The following is a 22,264-nucleotide window of genomic DNA, read 5'->3' on the forward strand; positions in this document are numbered from 1 at the left end:
GATCTCCACTGTGGGGCCGGCACGCGGCCGGCCCCCCTGGATTGACTCAGGTGGATGGAATCAGGCGGAAAAGCGCATCAGCTTGATGGCGCGGCTGTCGAGCACCGCGCCGCCCACGCGCCGCGTGGCATAGAAATGCACATAGGGCTTGTTGCTGTACGGGTCCTTCAGCACGGTCGTCTCGGCGCGCTGGGCGATCAGATAGCCGGCCTGGAAATTGCCGAAGCCGATCGACAGACTGTCCGCTGCCACATCCGGCATCGCATCGACCTCGACCACGCGATAACCCAGCAGCGTCTGCGGCTGGTCCGGCCCCAGGCCCGGCTGCCAGATGAAGGCGCCATCGCTGGTCTTGAACTTGCGGATGCGCGCCAGCGTGGCGCTGTTCATCACCCACACCGCGCCCTGACGATAGGGGCTGGCCAGAGCGTGCACCAGATCGATCAACCGATCCTGCGGATTGCTGGCGGCAAAGGCGCCAGCCGCGCCGGAGGTGATGAACTGCAACGTGCCGAACGCCCGCGCGGCATCGCCGGTGGCTGCCACCGGGCCAGTCAGGAAGCCGCGCGGCTTGTTCACGCCATCGCCGCTGACGAACGCCACGCCCTCGGCTCGGGCAAATTCACGGCCGATTTCCTCGCCCAGCCAGTTTTCCACGTCGAAACTGGCATCATCCAGCATCGCCTGGCTGGCCGCCGGGTTGGCATAAAGCTCACCCATCGGCGGCGCGATTTCGGCAAAGTCCGGCGTTTCGGTTTCAGGGCGCGCTGCGGTTTCCGCCACCCAGCCCGATACCACCCCGCTGGTGGTGAACAGCCGGCGGTAATTGGCCGACCCGACCTCCACCACCTGCGCAATGGCGCGGATGGGCGAGGCTGCGGCCAGCACCCGGCCGATCACGTCATCGATCTCGCGCGGCACCGCCAGCCCGCCCTTGGCCGGCGCCGCAATCGTGGCGGCCTTGGCCTCCAGCGCCGGGCGCGTGATGGTTTCGGCGGTCTCGAACACCCCGGAAAGATGGGGCGTCAGATTTTCAGACTTCACTTCCAGCATCCTCGTTCTCCTCTTGCCAACCCAACACCTGGGCCTCCCGCTGCATCGGGAAGGTCACCAGTGACACTTCAACCAGCTCCAGCCGCTCCAGCCGCCGACCGATCCTGTTCCCAGTTCGCAACGGGCTGGAGGCCTTCACCCGGTAACCAAAACTCAATCCCGTGAGAGCGCCGGCTTTCACCAAAGCCGCTGCGTCCGCACCGCGGCCCGTGCCGACAATCTGCGCCGTGATGCGCAGCCCACGCTGATCTTCAGCCAAGGCCTCAACGAACCCGATTGGTTCACCGGGAAGATGCTGCCACAGCAATGGCAAGGGCGCGATCGTATCGGCAAAGGCCCCGCGCGCCACCACATCGCCGCCGCGATCGGCCACATCAAACACGCTGGCATAGCCCGCCAGGCGCAGCGCCTTCATGGCCGTTCCCCGCGCACCAACCCCAGCTTGAACGCCAGCGCGAACAGCAGCAGCGCCACCACGGAGCGCACCACCCAGCCGACCAGGCTTTTCAGCGCGGAGCTTTTCACATCGCGCCAGCCCTGCACCAGCTGGCGCAGTTCCTTGATGTCACCGCCGGCGCCGTCGTCCATCAGCCCGATACGGCGCAACGCGCGCGCGGCGCCCGTATCGGCCGCTTCCTCGATAATCGCCTGCAATGTCACCCGCGCCGCGCCCTGGCTTTCCGCCTGCGCCACCAGCCCTTCCAATATGCCGGTCATGCCATATCCCCTTCCAGCCCAAGAATGCGCCGCTTCTCAGTGGGTTCCAGAAAGTCCGCTGCGCTGACGCTGGCCCACAGCCGCTCGCGATCCTCGGCCAGCGCCGAGATGCCATCCAGATCGACGCTGAGCGCCAGCCCCGGCCACCACCAACCAAGATGGGCGGCCAACGCGCCGAGCACGCGGCCCAGCAGTGGCAGCAGGGTCAGCCGCCACAGCGCGACATTGGCCTCCCGATAATTGGCGTGGGTGTTGTCGCCCTTCATGCCGAGCAGCAGCGGCGGCACGCCCAGTGCCAGTGCGATATCGCGCGCTGCAGCCTCGCGCATGCCGGCGAAATCCATTTCGGCGGGCGACAGGCTGAGCGCCTGCCAGTTCAACCCACCTTCCAGCAGCATCGGCCGGCCGGCGTTGGCCGCCCCGCTGAACGCCGCCTCCATTTCGCTGCGCAACCGCTCATACTGCGCCGGGCTGAGTGTCGATCCATCACCAGGCTGGTACACCAGCGCCCCAGAAGGCCGCGCCGCATTGTCAAGCAGCGCCTGATTCCAGCGGTTGGCGGCATTGTGCACCGCCACCGCGCCCGCCGCCGGCGCCAGGCAACCGGCACCATGATGATCATCCAACGGATGGAAGCTGCGAATGTGCAGCAGGCCCCCACCTGACCCCACCGGATAGCGCCGCAGCGCCCCGCCGGCGCGGTAGACATGCGCCGCCGGCCAGCCATTGGCGTCCACCTCCACGCTCACCCGTTCCGGGCGCAGCGCAAACAGCGCAGCCGGCAGGCCATCATCGCCCACCGCCACATCGACATAGGCATTGCCGTGCAACAGCAGATGCCCGGCCAAGGTCTCGATCAAGCCAGGCCCGGACGCACCAAAGCCGCAGCTCGCCAGCAGCGACAGCGCCGGATGGCCGGACGGATTGCTGGTGATCGGCGCACCGCCGGCCCCTTCCGCCACCAGCCGAATGGCACGCGACGCCACCGGATTGGCGAGGAACGCGGCGCGCACCTGGCCGGCATAGCCGCCCGTACTGTCCCCCACGGGCGTCGCCCAAGCCGGGATTCGCGCGGTCGGCGGGCCTGAACCCCGCGCATCGGCCTTGGTCCGCAAGAACGGCAATCGCATCTCACTAACCTTTCTGGTTCAAAGTTGGCGCACGCCGGGCGCAAGCACACGCGGCCCCAGCATCAGCGCCGACAGCGCCCACACCGCCGCATCGGCCCGATCCGGCGACGGGCCAGGCCCGGCGTAACGGCCATCATTCAGCAGCCCGCACAGTTCGTCTTCCAGCGCGGGAAACACCCCGACATGCCACACGCGGCCTTCGCCATAGAGGGCAGCCACCGGCTCGGCCCGCGCCACCTTTCCCCGCGCCGCGCGTACCGCCAGCACCGGCAGGGTCGATTCCACCGATTTCAGCATCGCCGTCACCATGGCGCCGCCCTGGTTCACTTCCGCCACCACCCGGTCGGCCTGCCAGCGATCGGCCGCCGCCACCACAGCACGCGCCCACTGGCCCGGCGCGACGGCCGAAACGCTCAGATCATCAAGCACATAGGCGTTGCCATCACTGCCCAGTGCCGCCACCACGATCCCGCAAGTGCCATTGCCGGCCGGCGGATCGACACCGACGACCACCCGCGCCGGCGTCGGCGCCGCCAGCACCCGCGCCCGATCGATCAACGCCCGTGTCCACAGCGCGCCGTCCAGATCCTCGACAATCTCGCCGGCCAATTCCTGGCGGCCGGTCACCGTTCCGCCAAAGCGCCGCTCCAGCCTTGCCAGAAACCCACGCGGCAGGTTCGCCGCATTGTCGCCAGTGGCCCCGCGCGTGATCACCACGCCGGGTTCCGCCAGCAGATCCTTCAACCATCCCAGCGGCAAGGGCGTCGTCGTCAGCAACATTTGCGGCGCCGCACCCAGCCGGGTCGCCATCCGCAAATTCATCACCGCATCCTCACCGTGCAGCCAGTGCGCGAATTCATCGCCCCAGGCATAATCGAACTGGCCGCCGCGCAAGCCATCCGGCTCCGCGCCGGAATAGAGCCGCGCTTCACTGCCATTGCCCCAGATCAGCCGCTTGGTGCTCGGCTGCCAGACCAGATCCGCGCCGGGCGGCACGCGGGCCAGAAGGCCGGATTCGCCTTCCACCATCACGGCGCGCGCCACATCCAGGCTGGGCGCCACCAGCGCGAACCGCCGTGGTGCTGTTACCGCAAGTCCATGAATCCATTCGGCCCCTGCCAGAGTCTTGCCAAAGCCGCGCCCGGCCAGGATCACCCAGATCCCCCAATCACCGGCCGGTGCGAGCTGGGCGGGTCGCAAAAGACCCTCCCCCGACAGCGCAGCGAGCACCACGTCCTCGCCATGCACCGCCAGCAGGCGGCGGCGCAGTGGCTGCGGCTGCGCACGAAATCGCTCCAGCAGCGAATGCGCTGCCGGCGGGGGTTCAGCCATGACGGTGCGTGTCCCGTTTCGGTCGCCAGGCAGCCGCCACGGCCCGCGCGCAGCACCCCACCCGGCACCCGCAGCGATCAATCACCCAATAATTGCGCAGCCCCCTTTTCGGGAGGCGGGCGGACTATCTGCCGTGCGTCGCGTCCGGCCCGGCCAGCGCCCGCAGCTCCGCGCGCAGGCGTGCCACACTGGCACTGTCGACGCTGCGTCCCTGCACGCGGGTCGCGCCGGCGTCCCGCCGCGCCATGATCGCCAGCGCCACCTTGATGTCCACGCCGCCGTCCTGTGCCAGCAAGCCGGCCAGCACACGATGTTCCACCCGTTCCCAGGCAAAACCGATCGCCGCCTGCCAATCGGCCGCAAAACCCGGATCGGTCGCGCGCAACCTGAACATCTGCAACAGGCCCAGCCCGGTCTCCGCCGCCGCCAGCGCCGGATCGCCGCTCCGCATCAGATGATCCAGAAACGCCTGCCGTGCCTTGCGGCTGGCCTGCTTTGGAGACCCGGATTTTCCCTGCCCCCGCTGCAGCGGCGCCATGCCCACAGAAGACACCGCAAGCCGCGCCACGGCGCTGCCGTTCCGGGCACACGCCCGAGCGCCCCGCCGCGCCGGTTGCCCGGCCAGCATCACTGCATCCATTGCCATGTTGAGGCTCCCCGATGTGGCGCCGCCGCTTCCAGGGCGATTCCGCAGGCATGCCGTTTCTATAACCCAAAGCGTGACGATAGTCAAGCGCAATGTGCCTATTTGGTTATTTTTAGCGACGCAGGCCCGATCTCACGGTGGCCCGGCCGTCCTGATCCTCATTGTCCCGCTTTGCCTGCCGGCGGGGTCTTCGCAGGGGTCATGTGGGTCGAAAGATAGTCCAGGATCGTCTGGAACTGCTCGTCGGTCATTTTTGCGCCTTGCCCAACCATCTGGCTGACGATCTGCGACCAATCATCGGCCGAACGCCGCTGTGCCAGCAGATCGATACTGTGACACTGGCTGCAGGATTCGATCACCTGCTGCCGGCCCGGCGCATCGGGCAGATCCGTCCCGTGGGCCGGCGCCAACGTGCCAAGGCTGAGCCCGGCGGCGATCACAAATTGTCGAATCACATGCATGTCGGTCTCTGGCAAAGCATCGGCGGTTCAGTCCGTCGGCGTCGCGGGCGTGCGCGATATGCCACTTGCAGCGGGCGGCTCCAGCCGCAGCAACATGCCGTCAGTGTCCTTGGGTCCGCGCAAGCGCCCCTCGGTCAACACATAGAGATAGCCGTCCGGCCCCTGGCGGATGTCGCGGAAGCGCACGTTCAGTTCGCGCAGCATCACATCGCCCTGCCGCACGACGTCACCGCGAATCACCATCTGGGCGATCTTCTTCGATCCCGCGCCCGCGACCAACAAACTGCCCTTGAGCCGCGGGAACTTGTCGCCGGTGTAGAACAGCATGTTTTCCGGGTTGAAGGTCGGGTTCCAGAAGAACAGCGGATTGTCCATGCCCTCGCGAACCCAAGGCTGATCCGACACCAGGCTGCCCGAATAATGCCGGCCGAGCGACACCAGTGGCCAGCCGTAGTTGTGGCCGGGCAGGATGCGGTTGATCTCGTCACCACCGGACGGGCCGAATTCGCTGGCCCACATCTCGCCGGTCTTCGGGTCCCAGGCGATGCCATAGACGTTGCGGTGGCCATAGCTGTAGATTTCCGGCTTGGCCTTCGGATTGCCTACAAAGGGATTGTCGGGCGGGACGGAGCCATCGTCGCGCACGCGCAGGATCTTGCCGATATGGCTGGCCAGGCTCTGCGCCTGCGGGCGGGCGCTCGATACGTCATTGGCCGTGGTGCCGTCGCGATCACCCACGCTGATGTACAGCATGCCATCCGGCCCGAACACCATCCGCCCGCCATAGGTGCCGAGCGGGCTTTCCCAGGCATCGGTGACGATGATGTCCTTCACCGCCGTCAGCTTGCCATTCTCATAGCGCCCGCGCGCGATGGCCAGCGTGGTGCCGCGCATCGGCTCCCGCGCCTTGGTATAGGCGATGTAGAGCAACCTGTTCCTGGCAAAGTCGGGGTGCAGCAGCAGATCATGCAGGCCGCCGATCCCGACATTGTCGAAGGCCGGCAGGCCGGACACCGGCGTCGGATCGAGCACGCCATCGGTGACAACGCGCAACTGACCCGTGCGCTCGGTGATCAACATGGTCTTGCTATCGGGCAGGAACACCAGGCCATCAGGGTGCGACAGCCCCTCGGCCAGCTTGACGACATGGATGCCCATCCCGCCTTCGCTGGTCAGATCGACCGGCTTGTCGACGGCGGCCCCGGTCAGCGCATTGGGCGGATAGTTGCGCAAGATCTGTGCCGGGGTGAGCGGCGCGGTGATGCCGGGCGTCTCCACCGGCTGCGCGGCGGCAGCGAAGGACAAGGTGGCCGCCGTCACAGCCAGCAGGGTCTTGATGTTCATATGCGTTTCCGACCTCATCCCGCGCTTAATTGACCGCCAACGCCACGATTTCGGCGGGGTGATCCTTCCCGCCCACGCCCACGGCAATATATTGCTTGCCCTTGTGCATGTAGGTGATCGGCGGCGATGTCGTGCCGGCACCCAGATCGATCTCGCGCACGACCTTGCCGGTTTTCTTGTCATAGGCCCGGAAAGCATTGCCGCCGCTGAACTTCGGCATGCTGAGGGCAACCATGTCGCCTTCTCCAATGAACAGGAACGACTTGGTGAGCAGCGGCGCTGGCCGCCCGGCCTGCCCCAGCGGCGGCAGCTTGAGGCCCTTCAGCGCCGGATGGTCGCGCGGGCCATTGCCGTTGGGCACCATCCACAGATGATCGCCGCTGTTCATGTCGATCGCCGTGATCCGGCCATAGGGCGGCTTGACCAGCGGCAGGCCCTGCGGCCCTTCGAGATAGAGACTGTCTTCGGGCGGGCGGCGATAATTGTCGCGGCCGATCCACGGCACGCTGACGGAGGGGACATAGATGATCCCGGTTTCCGGATCGAGCGCGGCGCCGTTCCAGTTGGACCCGCCAACCCAGCCGGGCAGATAGAGCGTGCCCAGCTTGCCGTCCGGCCCACCGGCAACCGAAGGCGGCGTGTACATCCGGCCATGGACGAAGCGATTGAGGATTTCGAGGCCCTGTGCGTGCAGCTCCGGCGTGAAATCGATGATCGCATCTTCGTCCATCCCCTGCCGATCGAACGGCGCCGGTTTCACCGGGATGGGCTGGGTGGCGGCGGCCTTCTCGCCGGGCATGGTGGAGGCGGGCACCGGCGTTTCGACAATCGGGAACAACGGCTCCCCGGTTGCCCGGTCGAAGGCGAAGACATAGGCCATCTTGGTCACCTGGATCGCCGCCTTGCGCATGCGTCCATTGACCTTGATGTCGGCCAGCATCGGCGGGGTCGGCAGGTCATAATCCCACAGATCATGATGCACGGTCTGATAATGCCAGACCTTCCGGCCGGTCTTCACATCGAGCGCGACCAGCGAATCGCCATAGAGATTGTCGCCTGGCCGGGCGACGCCATAATAGTCGTTCGACGGCGCGCTGAGCGGCACATAGACAATGCCGAGCGTCTCGTCGGCGGAGAAGGCGGACCAGACCTTGGTCTTGCCGCCCTGTTTCCAGCTCTCATTTTCCCAGGTCTCCACGCCTGGCTCGCCGGCGCGGGGGATGGTGTGAAAGGTCCACAGCAATTTGCCGGTGCGCACGTCATAGCCGCGCACATCGCCGGGCAGCGACGCCTTGTTGATATCCGCCGTGCCAGTGGCCAGCGGCTGGCCACCGACCACGATCACGTCCCCCACCACGATTGGCGACGGCGCGGTCCAGGAAAACGCCGTCTTGGGATCGGCGCGCAGATCGACGCGGCCCTTGTCGCCAAAGTCCGGCACGAGGGCGCCATTCTTTGCATCGACGATGTACAGATAGGCGCCGCGCACGGTGACGATGCGGGCGACGCCGCCCTTGTTCCAATAGGAAAGCGCGCGGCTGGCGTTGGCGCGCGACGGAGTCTCCCCTTCGAAATTGCCCTGCCGCCACAGCACCTTGCCGGAAGCTGGATCGCGCGCCTCGACCTGCCCCAATTGGTTGCTGATATACATCACGCCGTCGATCACCAGCGGCGCGTGGCGGAAATTGTTCGACAGTTGCAGGCCCGGCGTTTGCGCCACCACCGCCGGATCGATCGCCGGCGCGCGCCACACCACCTTCAATTTGCCGATATTGCCGGCGTTGATCTGGCTGAGCGCCGAATATTTCGTGTCGCCGATATCGCCGCCGAAATGCGGCCAGTCGCCGGGTTGCGCGGCCTGCGCCACGCTTGCCAGCCCGGCAATCACCAGGGCCAGGGCCGATTTTCCGATCATCTGCATGCGCGCCGTTCCCTGTTTCAATATCCGACCGCATAGCCCATGCGGCGCGGATCGGAGCCTGCGATCCGCGTGCCTTCGGCCGTTTTCAACACCGCCTGGATGCTGCCGATCGAATAGGGGCCAACCGCAGCCACCTTGTGCCCCATGGCGCGCAGCGCGGCGAAACTCGCCTCCGGAAAGCGCGATTCAAGCTGCAGGGTAATGGCAGCGCCGGGCGTGTAGAAGCCCGGATCGGGATCGAGCGCCAGCCGCGGGGCCTCGATCGCGGCCTGCACCGGCATGCCGCGATCGACGATGTTGATCAGGTGCTGGAACTGGGTCTGCCCGATGGTTTCACCGCCGGGCGTGCCAAACAGCATCTTGAACTGGCCGCGATCCAGCACCACCGTCGGGCAATTGCCCAGCAGCGGAATGCGGCCGCCCTTCACGAAATTGGGATGGTCGGGATAGGGCGCCGTCGAACCTTCGCGCAGGCCATTGTTGCACAGCATGCCGGTGTCGCCCATCACCACGCAAGCGCCGAAGCCGCCGCCCAGCGTGGTGGTGACACCCACCGCATTGCCTTCGCTGTCGGTGATCGAGATGTTGGTGGTGTCGCCAGCGGCATGGCTCGGCCCGGCCGGCGGGCGATTGGGCAGCTTGGCGCCGCCGATGTCCGCACCGGCCGGAAACGGGATCGCCCGCGCCGGATCGATCAGCCGGCGGCGCTGGTTGGCGAATTCCTTGGAAATCAGCGTTGAAACCGGGGCCGGCGCCGAGGCCGGATCGCAGGCATAACGATACACATCCGCCTTGGTGATCTTGATGCACTCGGCGATCAGATGCAGCGCCTGCGGGCCGTCCGGCGGCAGCGAGGCAATATCGAAGCCTTCCAGCAGGTTGAGCTGCTCGCAGGTCTCCAGGCCGGTGCGCGAGGTGAGCGGCGAGGCGATGACATCGAGGCCGCGATAGCTGGTCGCCACCGGGTCCACCCACTTCGGCGCATAGGCCTGCATGTCCGCCATGCGCAGCCAGCCGCCGTTCGCTTCGGCAAAGCGCGCCATTTCGCGCGCGATCGGCCCGCTGTAGAAATGGTCATAAGCCGCCATCAGCGCCTTGTCGCGGCTGGCGCCGCCCTTCAGCGCCGCGGTTTCCGCATCGGCCAGCGCCTGAAAGCTGCGCGCCAGCGGCTCGTTCTTGAACATCATGTAGGGCGCGGGCGGATTGCCGCCGGGGAAGAAGATGGCGGCCGTGGTCGGAAAACGCTTCAGCACCGCCTGCTGGCGGATGATGGTGCGGGCAATCGACGGGTCGAGCGGATGCCCGTCGCGGGCATAGCCGATGGCCGGCTCCAGCAGGGTGGCCAGCGGCAACCGGCCATAGCGCCGGGCAAACGCGATCATGCCACCAAAGGCCCCCGGCGTCACCACCGCCTTGGCGCCGGCAGTCAGGTCGGCAACGCTGGCCTTGTCATCCAGCAGGCGCGGCGCCGCGCCAGCAAAGGCCAGGGCCGTGACCTTGCCGGTCTTGCCTTCCAGGCAGGTGGCAAAGCCATTGCCGGCGATGCTCGATGCCCATGGCTCCACGACATTCAGCACCGCCATCACGGCAATGGCCGCGTCGGCGGCGGTGCCGCCCTGCATCAGCATGCGCAAGCCGGCCATGGAGGCGAGCGGATGCCCGGCGGCGACCAGGCCATGCGGACCGGGCACCTCGACGCGGTGCTGCGCCACGGTGGCAGCGCCGGTGCGCGGCGCGTCCGGCGCTTGCCGGCCCACGCCCACCTGGCCGGCTGGCGGAGTTTGCGCCATCGCCGTCTGCGACGTCGTGGCGGCCATTCCGGCAGCGGCAAGACCGCCGATCAGCAGTTCACGGCGACCAAGCGTTGCCTTCTGGGCGTCTTCATTCTTGGGGTCGTTCGTCACGTGCGGGCTCCCGCTGGTTTGCGCCGTGCCCCTGGCAGCAGGACATGCATCGCCGGGGGCATGACGAAGGACAAGTTCGATCAGATCATTGCGATGCCGAACTCACTGCGGCATCGGAATCGTCGGCTTGCCGTCCTTCTTGTAGACAACGCCATTCTTGATCACGACCTGCACACCGAACAGGTTGTTCAGATTGCTGTAGAACGGGTCGCCCGGGACGGCGATGATATCGGCCAGCTTGCCCGGTTCGATGGTGCCAAGGTCGGGCTTGCCCATGATCCGCGCGTTGACGCGGGTGGTGCTGGAGATGACCTCGCGCACCGGCATGCCTTCATCCACCAGCACCTTCATCTCGCGGATCAGGCCATCGCTGTTGAAGTTCATCGGCGTGCCGCTGTCGGTGCCGACACCCATGACCGCCGCGGATTCGATCCATTGCTTCACCTGCGGGCTGCGGAACTTCATCTGGCGATCGATGCCGGCGAAATAGCTTTCGGCCGGCCATTCCTTGAACGAGGCCTGCACGGCAGCCCAGATGTCGGCGGGAAACAGCGCCTTGGTCGCCGGGTCCTGCAGGCGGCCGGGGAAGGCGACGGTATCGGGGAAGATCCAGCTGCGATGCGCTGCGGTCAACACCACGGGACGCCCCGCTTCCGAAATCGCCCGCACAAGGCCTGCGGAATAGATCGGGAAGCCGGCCGAGCCGACATGCTGCAACACGTCCACCCCGGTTTCGAAGGCGTTGCGCACCGCCTCCTCGTCATAGACATGCGCATGGACCTTGATCTTGTGGCCATGCGCTGCCGTCACGATGGCCGCATAATCCTCACGCGTCAGGCCGGCGTGCGCCTTGATGACGTCCACACCCTGCGCAAACAATTTGTCAACGACAGCCGCAGCTTCCTTGGGGTTGGCAATCACCGCCGATGCTTCGGCGGGGAAGCCGCCGAAGGCACGGCGGGTCACCAGCGGCCCGGCCACCAGCAGCCGCGGCCCGGCCACCTCGCCCTTGTTGATGCGGTTGCGCAAGGCAATGCTGTCGCCCGCCGTGCCGCCCAGATCGATGGCGGAGGTGACGCCCGACATCAGCAACTGCCAGCCGGACAGTTCCATGATCTTCTCGATCGAATATTTCTTGCCCGGGCCGGCGAGCCATTTGAACCACGCCGCCTCGTCGCCATAGCCCAGCATGAACAGATGGGCGTGCGCGTCGATCAGGCCGGGCATCATGGTCTGGCCGCTGGTGTCGATCACCGTGGCACCGGCGGGAATGGCAATTTCCGAAGCAGAGCCGACCGCCACGATCCGGTCCCCCCGGATGACCACGCGGGCATCGTGCAGCGGCGGCACACTGAGGCCGCTGATCAACATGCCGCCGGTCAGCACGGTCGTCTGCGGCTGCTGGGCAAGGGCCGGGGCCGGAAGCAGGGCCAAGGCCAGCGAAAGGACCGCGAGCGCCAAGGCGCGAAGCGATGTGAACAGCCCCCCACCCGTCACGTCCCGCTGGTCAGCGGCGCTGTTGTTCAACATCATCTGTCCCTCCATGCCCTCACCCCTTCAGGCCCGGCGCGATGCCCCTCAGACCGGGCCGCGCGCCATCATTCCCCGCCAGCCTGCCGTGCGCCAGCCTTGCCTCACAGCTTGAAGCGGAAACCGGCCAGGAACAAGCGGCCCAACGTGTCATATTGCCCGGCCGAGACCGGATTGTTGTTCCACGCCCCGAACCCGGTCGGGCCGGCGGCGACAATGGCCGGATCCTTGTTGGTCAGGTTGCGGACGTTGAAGAACAGCTGGTACTGCCGCTCCGGGCCAAAGCGCCAGGTGGCCGACAGGTCGATATAGGCGGCGGCCGGTACGCTCTGGTTGTCATAGGTCGGCCGGTCGGCGGTGGAGGTCGGGCAGCCGGTGGTGCACTGGATGAACAATTTATTGATCACGCCGCCGGAAATGCCGCGCACGATGCCGGTGAGCGACAGCGGGCCATTGTCCCAGTTGATCTGGAAGCTGTAGCGCCAGTTCGGCAGGTTCACCGTGCCGTCACGCTCGACGATCGGCGAGTTGGGCAGGCCGGAATCCACATCATATTTCAGGAAGCGCGTGGCCAGCGCCCGGAACGACATCGTGCCTTCCAGCCCGGGGATCACATCCGCGGTGTTGAAGCGGTAGCTGGTCTCGATATCGATGCCCTGCGTGGTTTCCTTGGCCAGGTTCAGCGGCGTGTTGGCGATGTCGAACTGGTTGACCGCGCCCGGCGTTGCCACGATGCGGCTGCACGCATCCTGGTTGCCGGCAAAGCACAGGTTGACGATCTGCTGGATGGTCAGGGACCCGATCGCCTGGCTGATGTCCACCTTGTACCAGTCGACCGAGGCGTTGAAGCCGGGCAGGAAGCCGGGCTGCAGCACGATACCGGCGCTGGTGGTGCGGCCGATTTCCGGTTCCAGATTGGGGTTGCCCGATGCCAGCGAGCGCGCGGTGGTGTTGGCCAGGTTGCGGTTGGGATCCTGGAACGAGGCCTGGCTCTGGAACACGCCGGCGAAGCGGTCGGCCAGATTGGCTTCGCGCACGTCGCGGGAGACGACGCCGCGCAGGCGGATGCCGTCCACCGGCTTGTATTCCAGGCCCACCTTCCAGGTGGCATAGGTGCCGACCTCGTATTTCACCGCGCGCACGGCGGCGTTGAGGTTCAGCGAGCGCGCCCAGCTTTCATCCTTGGCCAGCGGCACCACGGTTTCGAAATAGGCATCAGACACCTTGTAGCTGCCGATGGTGGGCAGGCCGCCGGTGGTGTCCCAGTTGCCGGGGCTCTGGGTGGTGATGGCATCGGCAAAGCCGGACGCCTTCTCGGTGCGGTGCTCGACCCCGAAGGCCACCGACACCGGGCCGGCCCAGATTTCCAGCGGCTCGGCCGCCAGGTTGAGGCTGCCGACATTCTGCGTGTAGACATCGCTGCGGAACGGATCGCCGATCACGTAATTGATCTGCGCCTGGCTGTTCACGCCGGTGCCGAACACATTGTAGGGCACGCAGCCGTTGGTGGGATCGGTCAGCGTCGACCGGCAGACGATGCTGCCGTTGGGCGCCCGCACTGCATCGATGGCGCGGTTGAAATTGGGGATGTTGGTTGCCCGCGTCGCGGTGTTGACCAGCGTGGCGCGGCCATGCTGGAAATAGGCATTGAGCGTCCATTCGCTGCCGAACGCATCGAACTTGCCATCCACGCCGCCGACAAAGCGGGTGTATTCGCGCTTGGCGTTGGCCCCCGATGCGCCATTGTCACCCTTCAGCGTGCCGAACGGCACCGAGGTGAGACCCAGCGCGGTGATGCGCGCGGCAATGGCGGCCGGCATATAGGGATTGTCGGCGCGCACCGTGAGGTTGTTGGGGAAATTGCCGTAATAATAACGTGTGTCGGCCTCGGAATAGGCGGCCATGCCCTCGGCATAGACATTCCAGCCATCGGCCACGTCGAAGCTGATGCGGCCGAAGATGTTGCGGCGGTCCTGACGGGGCAGCAGGCTGTTGTCGACCCCGTTGCGCACATTGTTGTCGGCCAGTGTGCCGCCGGCCATCAACGGATCGGAGACGACCGGGCCGAACACCAGATTGTAGGGCGAGCCGCCCGGGCCGAAGGCGACGCCGCGCAGCGAGGAACAGGCGGCGGTGGCGGAACAGGCGATGGCGCCGCCCAGCGTGGAGGTCGACAGGCCGACGCCCGGGCGCAGCAGCACGCGCGGCTGGCCGTTGGTGGCGGTATAGGCGGAATTGTTGATGAACGCCCACCCCGCCTTGGTCCAGTCGCGGTTGCTGGGATCATAGATGCCATCCTCACGGGCGATTTCGCCGCTGAGCAGGATGTGGCCGCGGCCGCCGGCAAAGCCGGTGCCCCAGGCCAGCGCCACGCGATAGGTGCGGTTGTCGCCATAGGTGGTGACGCCGCCGTTCACTTCGCCCTTGAGGCCGGTGAACTTGGTGTCGAGCACGAAGTTGACGACGCCGGACAGCGCGTCCGAGCCATAGGAGGCCGAAGCACCACCGGTGACGACATCGACCCGGTTGACAAGCAGTTGCGGCAGTTGGCCGACATCGACGGTGCCATCATTGGCCATGCCGGCAACGCGGCGGCCATTGAGCAGCGTCAGCGTGCGGACCACGCCGATGCCGCGCAGGTTGATGGCGTTGATTCCCTGGCGGCCAGCACCGACCTGGGCGACCGTGGTGCGCGGCGTCGAACTGCCCGACACCGCCGGCAGCGTGTTGACGAAATCGGCGATGTTGGGCGTGGCCGATTTCTGCAGTTCATCGACCGTCACCACCGACACCGGGGTCGGCGCCTGATAGCCGTCACGCACGACGCGCGTGCCGGTGACCTCGATCAGATTGTCTTCAGCCTCTGGCGCGGCGGCAGCGGTCGCGCTTGGGGCTGCGCTGGTCTGGGCACCGGCTGCTGTGCCTATGGCAACCGCGGCGATGCAGGCCGAAGCCCGCAGCCAGACATGCAGATGTGATTGTAGCTTGACCATGGCAATTCCCCCAGATTGTGCCGAACGACCCCTCGTGATGAGGAAGTATGCGATCGTTTTCAAAGGGGGTGCAAGGAAGAAAATTTTCCATTGTCAGAAGCCGATCGGCCTCGGGGCGAATCTTCGCCCCGAGCCATAGCAGGCGCTGCGCACCATCCGTTCCATAGGTCAGGGCTTGACCTTGGGGAAAGGGCCAGCACGGTGGTACTCGTGCTGGCCCCTTTGGTACCCAAATCAGCGAATCCTGCCGCGCCTGAACGCGATCACGCTGGAAACCCGCGTCTAATCATCCGAAGGTCATGAACCCTCCGCGACAAGGACGCGGTTGTCAGAACTTCACATTGGCTTCCACACCATAGGTGCGGAAATCGTTGAAGAAGCCGCTGATGCCGCCTTGCGGGCTGCCAGCCTTGTAGAACACATACTGTGCGTTGAGCAGGTTGCGGGCCCACGCTGCCAAGGTCAGCTTGCCATTGCCGCTGCCGAGCGGGATATCGGCAAGGGCCAGGCGGCCGTTGACGATGAAGGTCGCGTCGCCCTTCGGCTGGGCATAGCGCACGGCGCGGGTGACCGGATCATAGGTGACGTCGGTATAGGCAGCATAGAAGCCGGAGTCATAGTTGCCATCAAGGTGGGCGTGAAGGTTGAAGTCCTTGATCGGCAGATCATAGTCGATTGAGGCGCTGGCGGTGTTTTCCGGCGTATAGACCTGATAGATCGGCACCGGCACGGGGATCAGCACGCCGCCCGTCTGCGGGAACGGGTTGAGCGTCGACGGGATGGTGACCAGGTTCTTGGCATAGCTCGCCGACAGGGTCAGGCCCTTGGCCGGGTTGACCAGAAATTCGAGCTCGAACCCCTTTACCCGGCCGGTGCCCGGCGCATTGATGATGTCGGTGGTGGTGCGGGTGGTGGTGACGCGCACGCCGTTGATCACGTCTTCATACAGGCCGCTGAAATCGAGCTGGATATCCTTGTAGGTGCCGGTGAACGCCGCGAAATTGAAGCGCACCCGGTTGTCGAAGAACTGGGCCTTGCCGCCGATTTCGAAGATCGAGACCGATTCCGGATTGAACGCACGGTAGGTCAACGAGCGCGAGCTGGCGCCGCCCGAACGATAGCCGGTGCTCCACTTGCCATAGACAAGGATATCGTCTGTCACTTCGGCCGCCAGGGTGACCATCGGATCGAAGCGGCTCCAGGCCTGATCGAGCAGGATCTTGCCGGAGACGTTGACGCCATTGACCGGCACGACCGGCAGCGCGCCGTTGATGGTGAACAGATTGCCCTGCTTGTCGTCGCGGGTCCAACGGCCACCCAAGGTGAGGTGGAGCTTGTCGTCGGCAATCGGCGGCGTGTAGGTGCCCTGGCCGAACACACCAATGCTGGTGACCCGCACATAGCTGGCGCGCTGGATGACCTGCGTGTTGAAATCGATCTGACGCAGGGCGAAGGTTGTGCCGGCAGCATCCGTGACGACATTGGTGTTGAACGCCTGGGCGTTGTCCTGCACCTTTTCCTGATAGAACAGGGCACCGGCAGCGAATTTCACGCGGCCGATTTCACCGACGGCTTCCAGTTCCTGGCTGACCTGGTTCTGGCGGAATGGCGCCACGCTCATCCGGGCGAACTGATAAGGCCCACCGGCGGTGGCAATCAGGAAGTTGCCATTGGGATTGGCCGCAGTCGGCGCGATCGACAGCGTCGAATCTGCCGAGCCATTGTCCCATTGGGTCTGGCTCATCACGCGATAGGCCGTGATCGACTTGAACTTCAAGTTCGAAGCCGCGTCCCATTCCACGCCAAGGCGATAGCCTTCGGTCTTGCCGATGCTGAGCGGCTGCGGCACGCCGACCTTGGCGGCGCTGAGCCGGGTTGCCGACACCGGGTTGATCCCTGCCACGAAGTTGGGCGCGATCGCCGGCGCGGTGGCCGTGGCCGGAAGGCCGAGCGGGCGGGTAACCTGCTGCAGATACAGGGTGCTGGTGGCGTCATAGCTGTTGTCCACCGCGACATCGACACTGAAATTGTCCGTCGGGCGCCACAACGCTTCAAGGCGAATGCCGCGCTTGTCGAAGCTGTTGAAATCGTTCTGGCCTTGCAATGGGTTGTCCACCATGCCGTCGCGACGCGAAAGAATGCCGTCGATCTTGAAGCTGATGTTGGCGACTTCCGGCAGATCGATGTGGGTGACCGCGTTGTAGCTGTTGTAGTTGCCAACGCCCATGGTGGTGTTGAACTTGAACTGGCCACTGGGCTTCTTGGTGACAATGCTCACCGCGCCACCCATGGTGTTGCGTCCGAACAGCGTGCCCTGCGGGCCCTTCAGCACTTCGATATTCTCGACATCATAAAGCGCGGCACCAAGGCCCTGCGCACGGCCGAGATAGACGCCATCGACATAGACGCCGACGCCCTGATCACGGGCCGGCTGGTTGCTGTCGGCCATCACCCCGACGCCGCGGATGTTGATGACGAGCACGCCGGGGCGCGAGAAGAACGGCGCAATCTTCAACGACGGAATGGCGCCATCGCCCAGATCGAGCAGCGACACCACATGGCGATCGGTCAGTTGGGCGCTGCCCAGCACGGCGATGGCGATCGGCGTCTTCTGCAGATTTTCGCTGCGCTTCTGCGCGGTGACGACGATTTCGGCGAGGCCTTCCGCATCCTCGGCAACCGCCGCAGCTGCGACCTCGGCGGCATTTTCAGCCGCCTGGGCGGGCATTGCTGCTGCCACGGCCATCGCCAGAATCGACGCGGTGAACCAATGTGCCTGGACGTTGCGTATCATGATTGCCCCCTGATCAACATGTGCGGGGCCGCCTGCGGCTCCGCTCCCGAGGGGGGCTCCTGCACGGCTTTTGCTACGAAACGCCGGCAGTCTTTTTGCAATTTCGTGACGCGCCGATCATTACTGAAATGTATATTTTGCCCGCAACACCGCGGCCGAGGTGAAATTTTTCGGTAACAGGAACCGGTTACCGCATGGCCGATCAGCCTAGGAGCAATGCCATGCGACAATTTGAAATGGGCCGCCTGCCTCTTGCCGCAGCAATTGCGCTGGCATTTGCGGCTTCACAATTTTCGGCAACCCCTCTGGCCGCACGGCAACCGCAGCCTGCCCCCAATGCGGCCGAGCACTTGCGCGTGCTGCCGCTGCAGGGCGGCAATAATTTTCGCGATCTGGGCGGCTATCGCACCACGGATGGCCGCACCACGCGTTGGGGCCTGCTCTATCGTTCCGGCGCCATGAACAATTTGACGGCGGCGGATTTCGCCACGCTGGCGCGCCTTGGCATCCGCACCGTCTGCGATTTGCGTGACAAGAATGAGCGGGCCGCGCAGGCCGTGGCCTGGCCGGCCGCTTCGGCGCCGCGCGTGCTGGCCGACGATTACACGCTCGACATGCGGGCGCTGGCGGCGGTGTTCGGCGGCGCGGCCCCCACCGGGGAAAGCGCACGGGCGGCGATGGCGAGCAGCTATCCCGCGATGCTCGGCCAATTCAACGGCCAGTATCGGCGAATGTTTGCCGAGCTGCTGGCCGGCGAAGCGCCACTCGCCTTCAATTGTTCGGCCGGCAAGGATCGCACCGGGATCGCCGCGGCCTTGCTGCTGACCGCGCTTGGCGTGCCGCGCGAAGCGGTGATCGAGGATTATCTCCTGTCCAACCGCTATTTCGATCCGGCAAAAATGGGGAACGGCACGGCAGGCGCTGCGGCGTATCAACGCCTGCCGCCTGATGTGCTGAAGGCGATCATGGGCGTTGATCGCAGCTATATCGATGCGGTGTTCGCCGCGATGGATGCCCACAAGGGTGGCGTCGACGCTTATCTGGCCGACGCATTGGGCCTGGGCCGGGCCGAGCGGCGCGAACTGGTGCGGCTCTACACGGAGCGCTCAACCCGGTGACGCACACCATGATCGCTGCGACCCTCGATCAATTGCTGGCCCCGTTCCACCGCGCCGGCCAGCAGCATTATGGCGAGGACGTGACGCAATATGCCCATGGCGCGCAGTGCGCCGTGATGGCACAGGCGGCAGGTGCCGCCCCTGCGCTTGTGGCGGCCGCACTGCTGCATGACATTGGCCAGTTGCTCGATGATGCCGGCGCGGCGGCGGAGCATGCCGGCATCGATGCCCGTCACGAAGATCGGGGTGCGGACCTGCTGGCCCGCTGGTTCGGGCCCGAGGTCACCGAACCTGTTCGCCTGCATGTCGCGGCCAAACGCTATCTTTGCGCGGTCGATCCGGCATACCAGGCCGGTCTCAGCGCTGCCTCCATGCTCAGCCTGGGCCTGCAGGGCGGGCCAATGGATGCCGAAGAACAGGCTCGCTTCGGCGCGCACCCACATGCCGCCGATGCCCTGGCGCTGCGCCGCTGGGATGATGCCGCCAAGGATCCGCAGTGCACGGTGCCGCCGCTTGAACGCTGGCGCCCCTTGCTCACCAGTCTGCTGGGCGTCCCCGATCAACCGTAGGCAAAGCCGGCCAGCGCCGCTGGCAGATCGGCCACCGTATCGATCACCACATGGGCACCGGCCTTCAGCAGTTCGGCCCGGGCAGCAGTGACAAGCGCGGCCCGATCCTGCGCCGGCAGCGCCGCCAGCGCCTCGACCGAAAGGCCCACACTGTTGCCGCTGGCGGCAACGCCCACCGTCCAGGTGCCGGCGCTGCGCCCTTCGGATATGCCCACGGCGGCGTCGTCCACCTTCACCACGGCGGTGGCTGGCCAAACGCCCAGTTCCACCATGTTCTTCCAGAGCATGAGCGGCGAAGGCCGACCAAATGCCGTGTCGCCGGCGCACACCAGGCAATCGGGCGCATAGCCCTGTGCGGCGGCGGCCGGCAGAATGGCTTCCATCATCTCGCGCGTGTAGCCGGTGCACGAACCGATCTTCACACCCTGCCCGCGCAACTGGCGCACCACATCGGCGGCGCCCGGAATCAGGATGGCGGTTTCGCGCGCGGCTGCCTGCATCAGGGGGGTGATGCGGGCAAACAGCCGGTCACCGTCGGCCACATCGGGGGCCATGCCATGACGTGCGGCCCAGGCCGCGGCCACGCGGGCCTGTGCCAGGATGGCAGCGATATGGTCACGCTTGGCCATGCCCATGTCGGCGCGGGCCTCGGCCTCGCTGATCGGCACGTCAAAGCCTTCAAACAGCTTGATCAACGCCACTGCCGGGGCACGGCTGCCGAAATCGATCATCGTGCCCGCCCAGTCGAACACCACAGCCTGCAGATTTGCGCGCATCAAATTGGCTCCCCTTTGCCGAACACCCCGTTCACCACGTCCTCGGCCAGCGCGAAACCGGTGGAGGCACCGGTGCCACTGGTTACCACCACCAGATGCACGCCAGCCATCGGTGCGCGCACGATGCTGTGGCCGGCGGCCGAGGCATAGGTGCCCGTCCAGCGTTCAGTCACGGCCGGTGCCGCGCCCAGCACGGCCTCGTACTGGCGCAGCATGGCGGCATCGATGTCGGCGCGGCCGAAGGGATCGGGCGTTGGGCCATATTCATGGCTGTCCCCCACCACCAGGCTGCCATCGGCGCTCTGCACCACGATCAGATGGATGCCCCAGCCCAATGCTTCGGCCGCCTCCGTGGCGAGCCGGGCCTTGAGGGCGGCCGCTTCGGGCAACGCGGCATAGCCGAGGTAGCGCACCAGGCTGAGGTCGCTCATCACCGGGGCCGGCAGCCGCCAGCCCGGCGCGGCGAGGCGCAGCATCTGCAATTTGCAGCGGGTGATCGCTTCTTCGGCATAGACGGCCGGGAACAACGAAGCCCAGTCATCGCCCGGGCAGACGAAGATGGCATCGCCGGACAGCGTCTCGCCATTGGCCAGCGCGACACGGCCGGTTTCCACGCCCACCACGGCGCTGCCAAAGCGGAAGCGTACGCCGTGCGCCGCGGCCAGCCAGGCGGCCAGCCGGGGCAGCGCCTCGCGCGATTCAACGCGCAGATCGTGCGGGCTGAAGATGGCGCCGGCAGGGGCATGGGCCTGCGGGCACAGATCGCCGAGCGCCGAAGCCGTCAGGCGCCGGCAGCCTTCGCCCATTTCGGTGGCCATGAAGCCATCGAGCACCGGCGCGGCCTCGGGGCGCTGTCCCACCACCAGCAGGCCTTGCTGTTCGATGCGGATGCCAGCGGCAGGCGCGACGTCACGCCAGATGCCGGCGCTGCGCCTGGCCAGATTCCACACGCGGCCGCGTTCCTGCCCGGTGACGGTGATGAAGCCGAAGTTGCGGATGGAGGCGCCGTTTGCGCGCGCATCCCGGTCCACCACGGTCACCCGCGCGCCGGCCCGCACTGCGGCCAGCGCATGGGCCAGGCCGACGATGCCGGCACCCACCACGATCACTTCAGACAATCACGATCTCCCGTTTGTGGTTGGCTCGCCGCCAGAAATACAGCGCTGATACGCCCGTAAGCACGATGATGAGGACGGCCGCAACATGGGCACAGGCGATGAACAAGGGCACCCAATCGACCGCTGGGGCAAACAGGCTGCGCCACAACAGCAAGGCGATGCTGCCCGCATAGCCGGCGGTATCGGCGATGTAGATCAGGAATCCGGCATTGGCGGTCCGGCCCAGCACGGCGATCATGCGGTCGAACAGCATGGCGTTGAACGGCAGATAGGCCAGGTACAGCCCGGCGCCAGCCATGATCATCCACGGCATGGGGCCGACAAGCCCGGCCTGAAACGCCAATGTGCCCAGTCCCAGCAGCGCGCCGCCCAGCATGATCACCCCATGCATCGCCAGCATCGCCTTCACATTGTCGCGCACCAGGATCAGCCCGGCAAGCGCGCCCAGTGCGATTACCGCCACTGGCAACTCGCTGGTGGAAAACACGGCTGCAGACCCGCCCATGCCCAACGCCGTCCACAGCTCGGCCGCGAAATTGTCCCGGAAATCGCGCATGGCGGTGAGCACGACATAGCTGGCCGACAACAGCGCCATCGGCAAGCCATGCGCCCGCAGAAAGGCCGACCGCTCGGCCTTGTCCATGGGGCGGCGCGGCGTTCGCTCCGCTTCGTCGGCGGCCGATGGCGGCGGCATCCGCTCCAGCAGCCATAACGACAGGATCAGCACCGGAAAAAACGGCAGGCCGGTGGCGGCCGGCATCCAATGTTCCGGCACGCCGGCCTGCAGCAACAGCGCACCGGCCGACTTGACCACACCCGAGGCCAGGATGAACGCCCCGCACAGCATGGCCCCCAAAA

General features: G+C 66.1%; 18 protein-coding genes. 2 read left to right on the top strand and 16 right to left on the bottom strand.

Translation table 11 applies throughout. The features are described from left to right. Nucleotides 1-60 precede the first annotated feature (60 nt). The 13 genes from ABWP22_RS14935 to ABWP22_RS14995 form a co-directional block, all read right to left on the bottom strand. Entirely contained in the window at nucleotides 61-987 is a 927-nt protein-coding gene (locus tag ABWP22_RS14935) for a phage major capsid protein (protein WP_353200800.1), read from the bottom strand. Nucleotides 988-1,033: 46 nt separating this feature from the next. Beyond that, complete coding sequence (locus ABWP22_RS14940) at nucleotides 1,034-1,468, bottom strand: HK97 family phage prohead protease (protein WP_353200783.1); 435 nt, start codon at nucleotides 1,466-1,468, stop codon at nucleotides 1,034-1,036. Beyond that, on the bottom strand, nucleotides 1,465-1,770 hold the full coding sequence (locus ABWP22_RS14945) for a DUF6127 family protein (protein WP_353200784.1): 306 nt from the start codon (nucleotides 1,768-1,770) through the stop codon (nucleotides 1,465-1,467). The genes ABWP22_RS14940 and ABWP22_RS14945 overlap by 4 nt, the downstream gene beginning before the upstream one ends. Beyond that, the gene (locus ABWP22_RS14950; protein ID WP_502951136.1) at nucleotides 1,767-2,894 is read right to left on the bottom strand and encodes a phage portal protein; all 1,128 of its coding nucleotides are present in this window, start codon (nucleotides 2,892-2,894) and stop codon (nucleotides 1,767-1,769) included. The genes ABWP22_RS14945 and ABWP22_RS14950 overlap by 4 nt, the downstream gene beginning before the upstream one ends. A gap of 24 nt (nucleotides 2,895-2,918) precedes the next feature. Further along, a complete protein-coding gene (locus ABWP22_RS14955; protein ID WP_353200786.1) occupies nucleotides 2,919-4,232 on the bottom strand; it encodes a DNA-packaging protein in 1,314 nt (437 codons plus the stop codon). 124 nt (nucleotides 4,233-4,356) lie between these two features. Next, nucleotides 4,357-4,878 carry a hypothetical protein gene (locus tag ABWP22_RS14960; protein ID WP_353200787.1) on the bottom strand — a complete coding sequence of 174 codons (522 nt, stop codon included), beginning with the start codon at nucleotides 4,876-4,878 and terminating at the stop codon, nucleotides 4,357-4,359. A 158-nt stretch (nucleotides 4,879-5,036) separates the two neighbouring features. Continuing rightward, the gene (locus ABWP22_RS14965) at nucleotides 5,037-5,318 is read right to left on the bottom strand and encodes a hypothetical protein (protein ID WP_353200788.1); all 282 of its coding nucleotides are present in this window, start codon (nucleotides 5,316-5,318) and stop codon (nucleotides 5,037-5,039) included. 48 nt (nucleotides 5,319-5,366) lie between these two features. After that, complete coding sequence (locus ABWP22_RS14970; RefSeq protein WP_353200789.1) at nucleotides 5,367-6,683, bottom strand: PQQ-dependent sugar dehydrogenase; 1,317 nt, start codon at nucleotides 6,681-6,683, stop codon at nucleotides 5,367-5,369. A 25-nt stretch (nucleotides 6,684-6,708) separates the two neighbouring features. Further along, a complete protein-coding gene (locus ABWP22_RS14975) occupies nucleotides 6,709-8,604 on the bottom strand; it encodes an outer membrane protein assembly factor BamB family protein (RefSeq protein WP_353200790.1) in 1,896 nt (631 codons plus the stop codon). A 17-nt stretch (nucleotides 8,605-8,621) separates the two neighbouring features. Further along, nucleotides 8,622-10,508: a gamma-glutamyltransferase family protein gene (locus ABWP22_RS14980; RefSeq protein WP_353200791.1), complete on the bottom strand. Its 1,887-nt coding sequence runs from the start codon at nucleotides 10,506-10,508 to the stop codon at nucleotides 8,622-8,624. Nucleotides 10,509-10,610: 102 nt separating this feature from the next. Beyond that, nucleotides 10,611-12,041, bottom strand: coding sequence for an amidohydrolase family protein (locus tag ABWP22_RS14985; protein WP_353200792.1), 1,431 nt, complete (start codon nucleotides 12,039-12,041; stop codon nucleotides 10,611-10,613). A 101-nt stretch (nucleotides 12,042-12,142) separates the two neighbouring features. Continuing rightward, a complete protein-coding gene (locus tag ABWP22_RS14990) occupies nucleotides 12,143-15,031 on the bottom strand; it encodes a TonB-dependent receptor plug domain-containing protein (RefSeq protein ID WP_353200793.1) in 2,889 nt (962 codons plus the stop codon). Nucleotides 15,032-15,359: 328 nt separating this feature from the next. After that, nucleotides 15,360-17,825 (bottom strand): TonB-dependent receptor, encoded by a 2,466-nt coding sequence (locus ABWP22_RS14995; protein WP_353200794.1) that lies wholly within the window; start codon nucleotides 17,823-17,825, stop codon nucleotides 15,360-15,362. A gap of 221 nt (nucleotides 17,826-18,046) precedes the next feature. On the opposite strand from ABWP22_RS14995, the gene ABWP22_RS15000 reads away from it, so the two are divergent. Together ABWP22_RS15000 and ABWP22_RS15005 are read left to right on the top strand one after the other, a co-directional pair. Further along, nucleotides 18,047-18,943: a tyrosine-protein phosphatase gene (locus tag ABWP22_RS15000; RefSeq protein ID WP_353200795.1), complete on the top strand. Its 897-nt coding sequence runs from the start codon at nucleotides 18,047-18,049 to the stop codon at nucleotides 18,941-18,943. Between the two features lie 8 nt (nucleotides 18,944-18,951). Beyond that, nucleotides 18,952-19,512, top strand: a complete 561-nt coding sequence (locus ABWP22_RS15005; protein WP_353200796.1) for a phosphonate degradation HD-domain oxygenase — start codon at nucleotides 18,952-18,954, stop codon at nucleotides 19,510-19,512. On the opposite strand, the gene phnX is transcribed toward ABWP22_RS15005, so the two are convergent. The 3 genes from phnX to ABWP22_RS15020 all read right to left on the bottom strand — a co-directional run. Beyond that, nucleotides 19,503-20,288, bottom strand: coding sequence for a phosphonoacetaldehyde hydrolase (gene phnX / locus ABWP22_RS15010; protein WP_353200797.1), 786 nt, complete (start codon nucleotides 20,286-20,288; stop codon nucleotides 19,503-19,505). The genes ABWP22_RS15005 and phnX overlap by 10 nt on opposite strands. Further along, a complete protein-coding gene (locus tag ABWP22_RS15015; protein ID WP_353200801.1) occupies nucleotides 20,288-21,397 on the bottom strand; it encodes a TIGR03364 family FAD-dependent oxidoreductase in 1,110 nt (369 codons plus the stop codon). The genes phnX and ABWP22_RS15015 overlap by 1 nt, the downstream gene beginning before the upstream one ends. Nucleotide 21,398: 1 nt before the next feature. Beyond that, nucleotides 21,399-22,264 (bottom strand): DUF5690 family protein (locus ABWP22_RS15020; RefSeq protein ID WP_353200798.1); only part of this gene is annotated, 866 nt, incomplete at its 5' end.

It is taken from the genome of Sandarakinorhabdus sp. (genome assembly GCF_040398665.1).
Lineage (GTDB): Bacteria > Pseudomonadota > Alphaproteobacteria > Sphingomonadales > Sphingomonadaceae > Sandarakinorhabdus.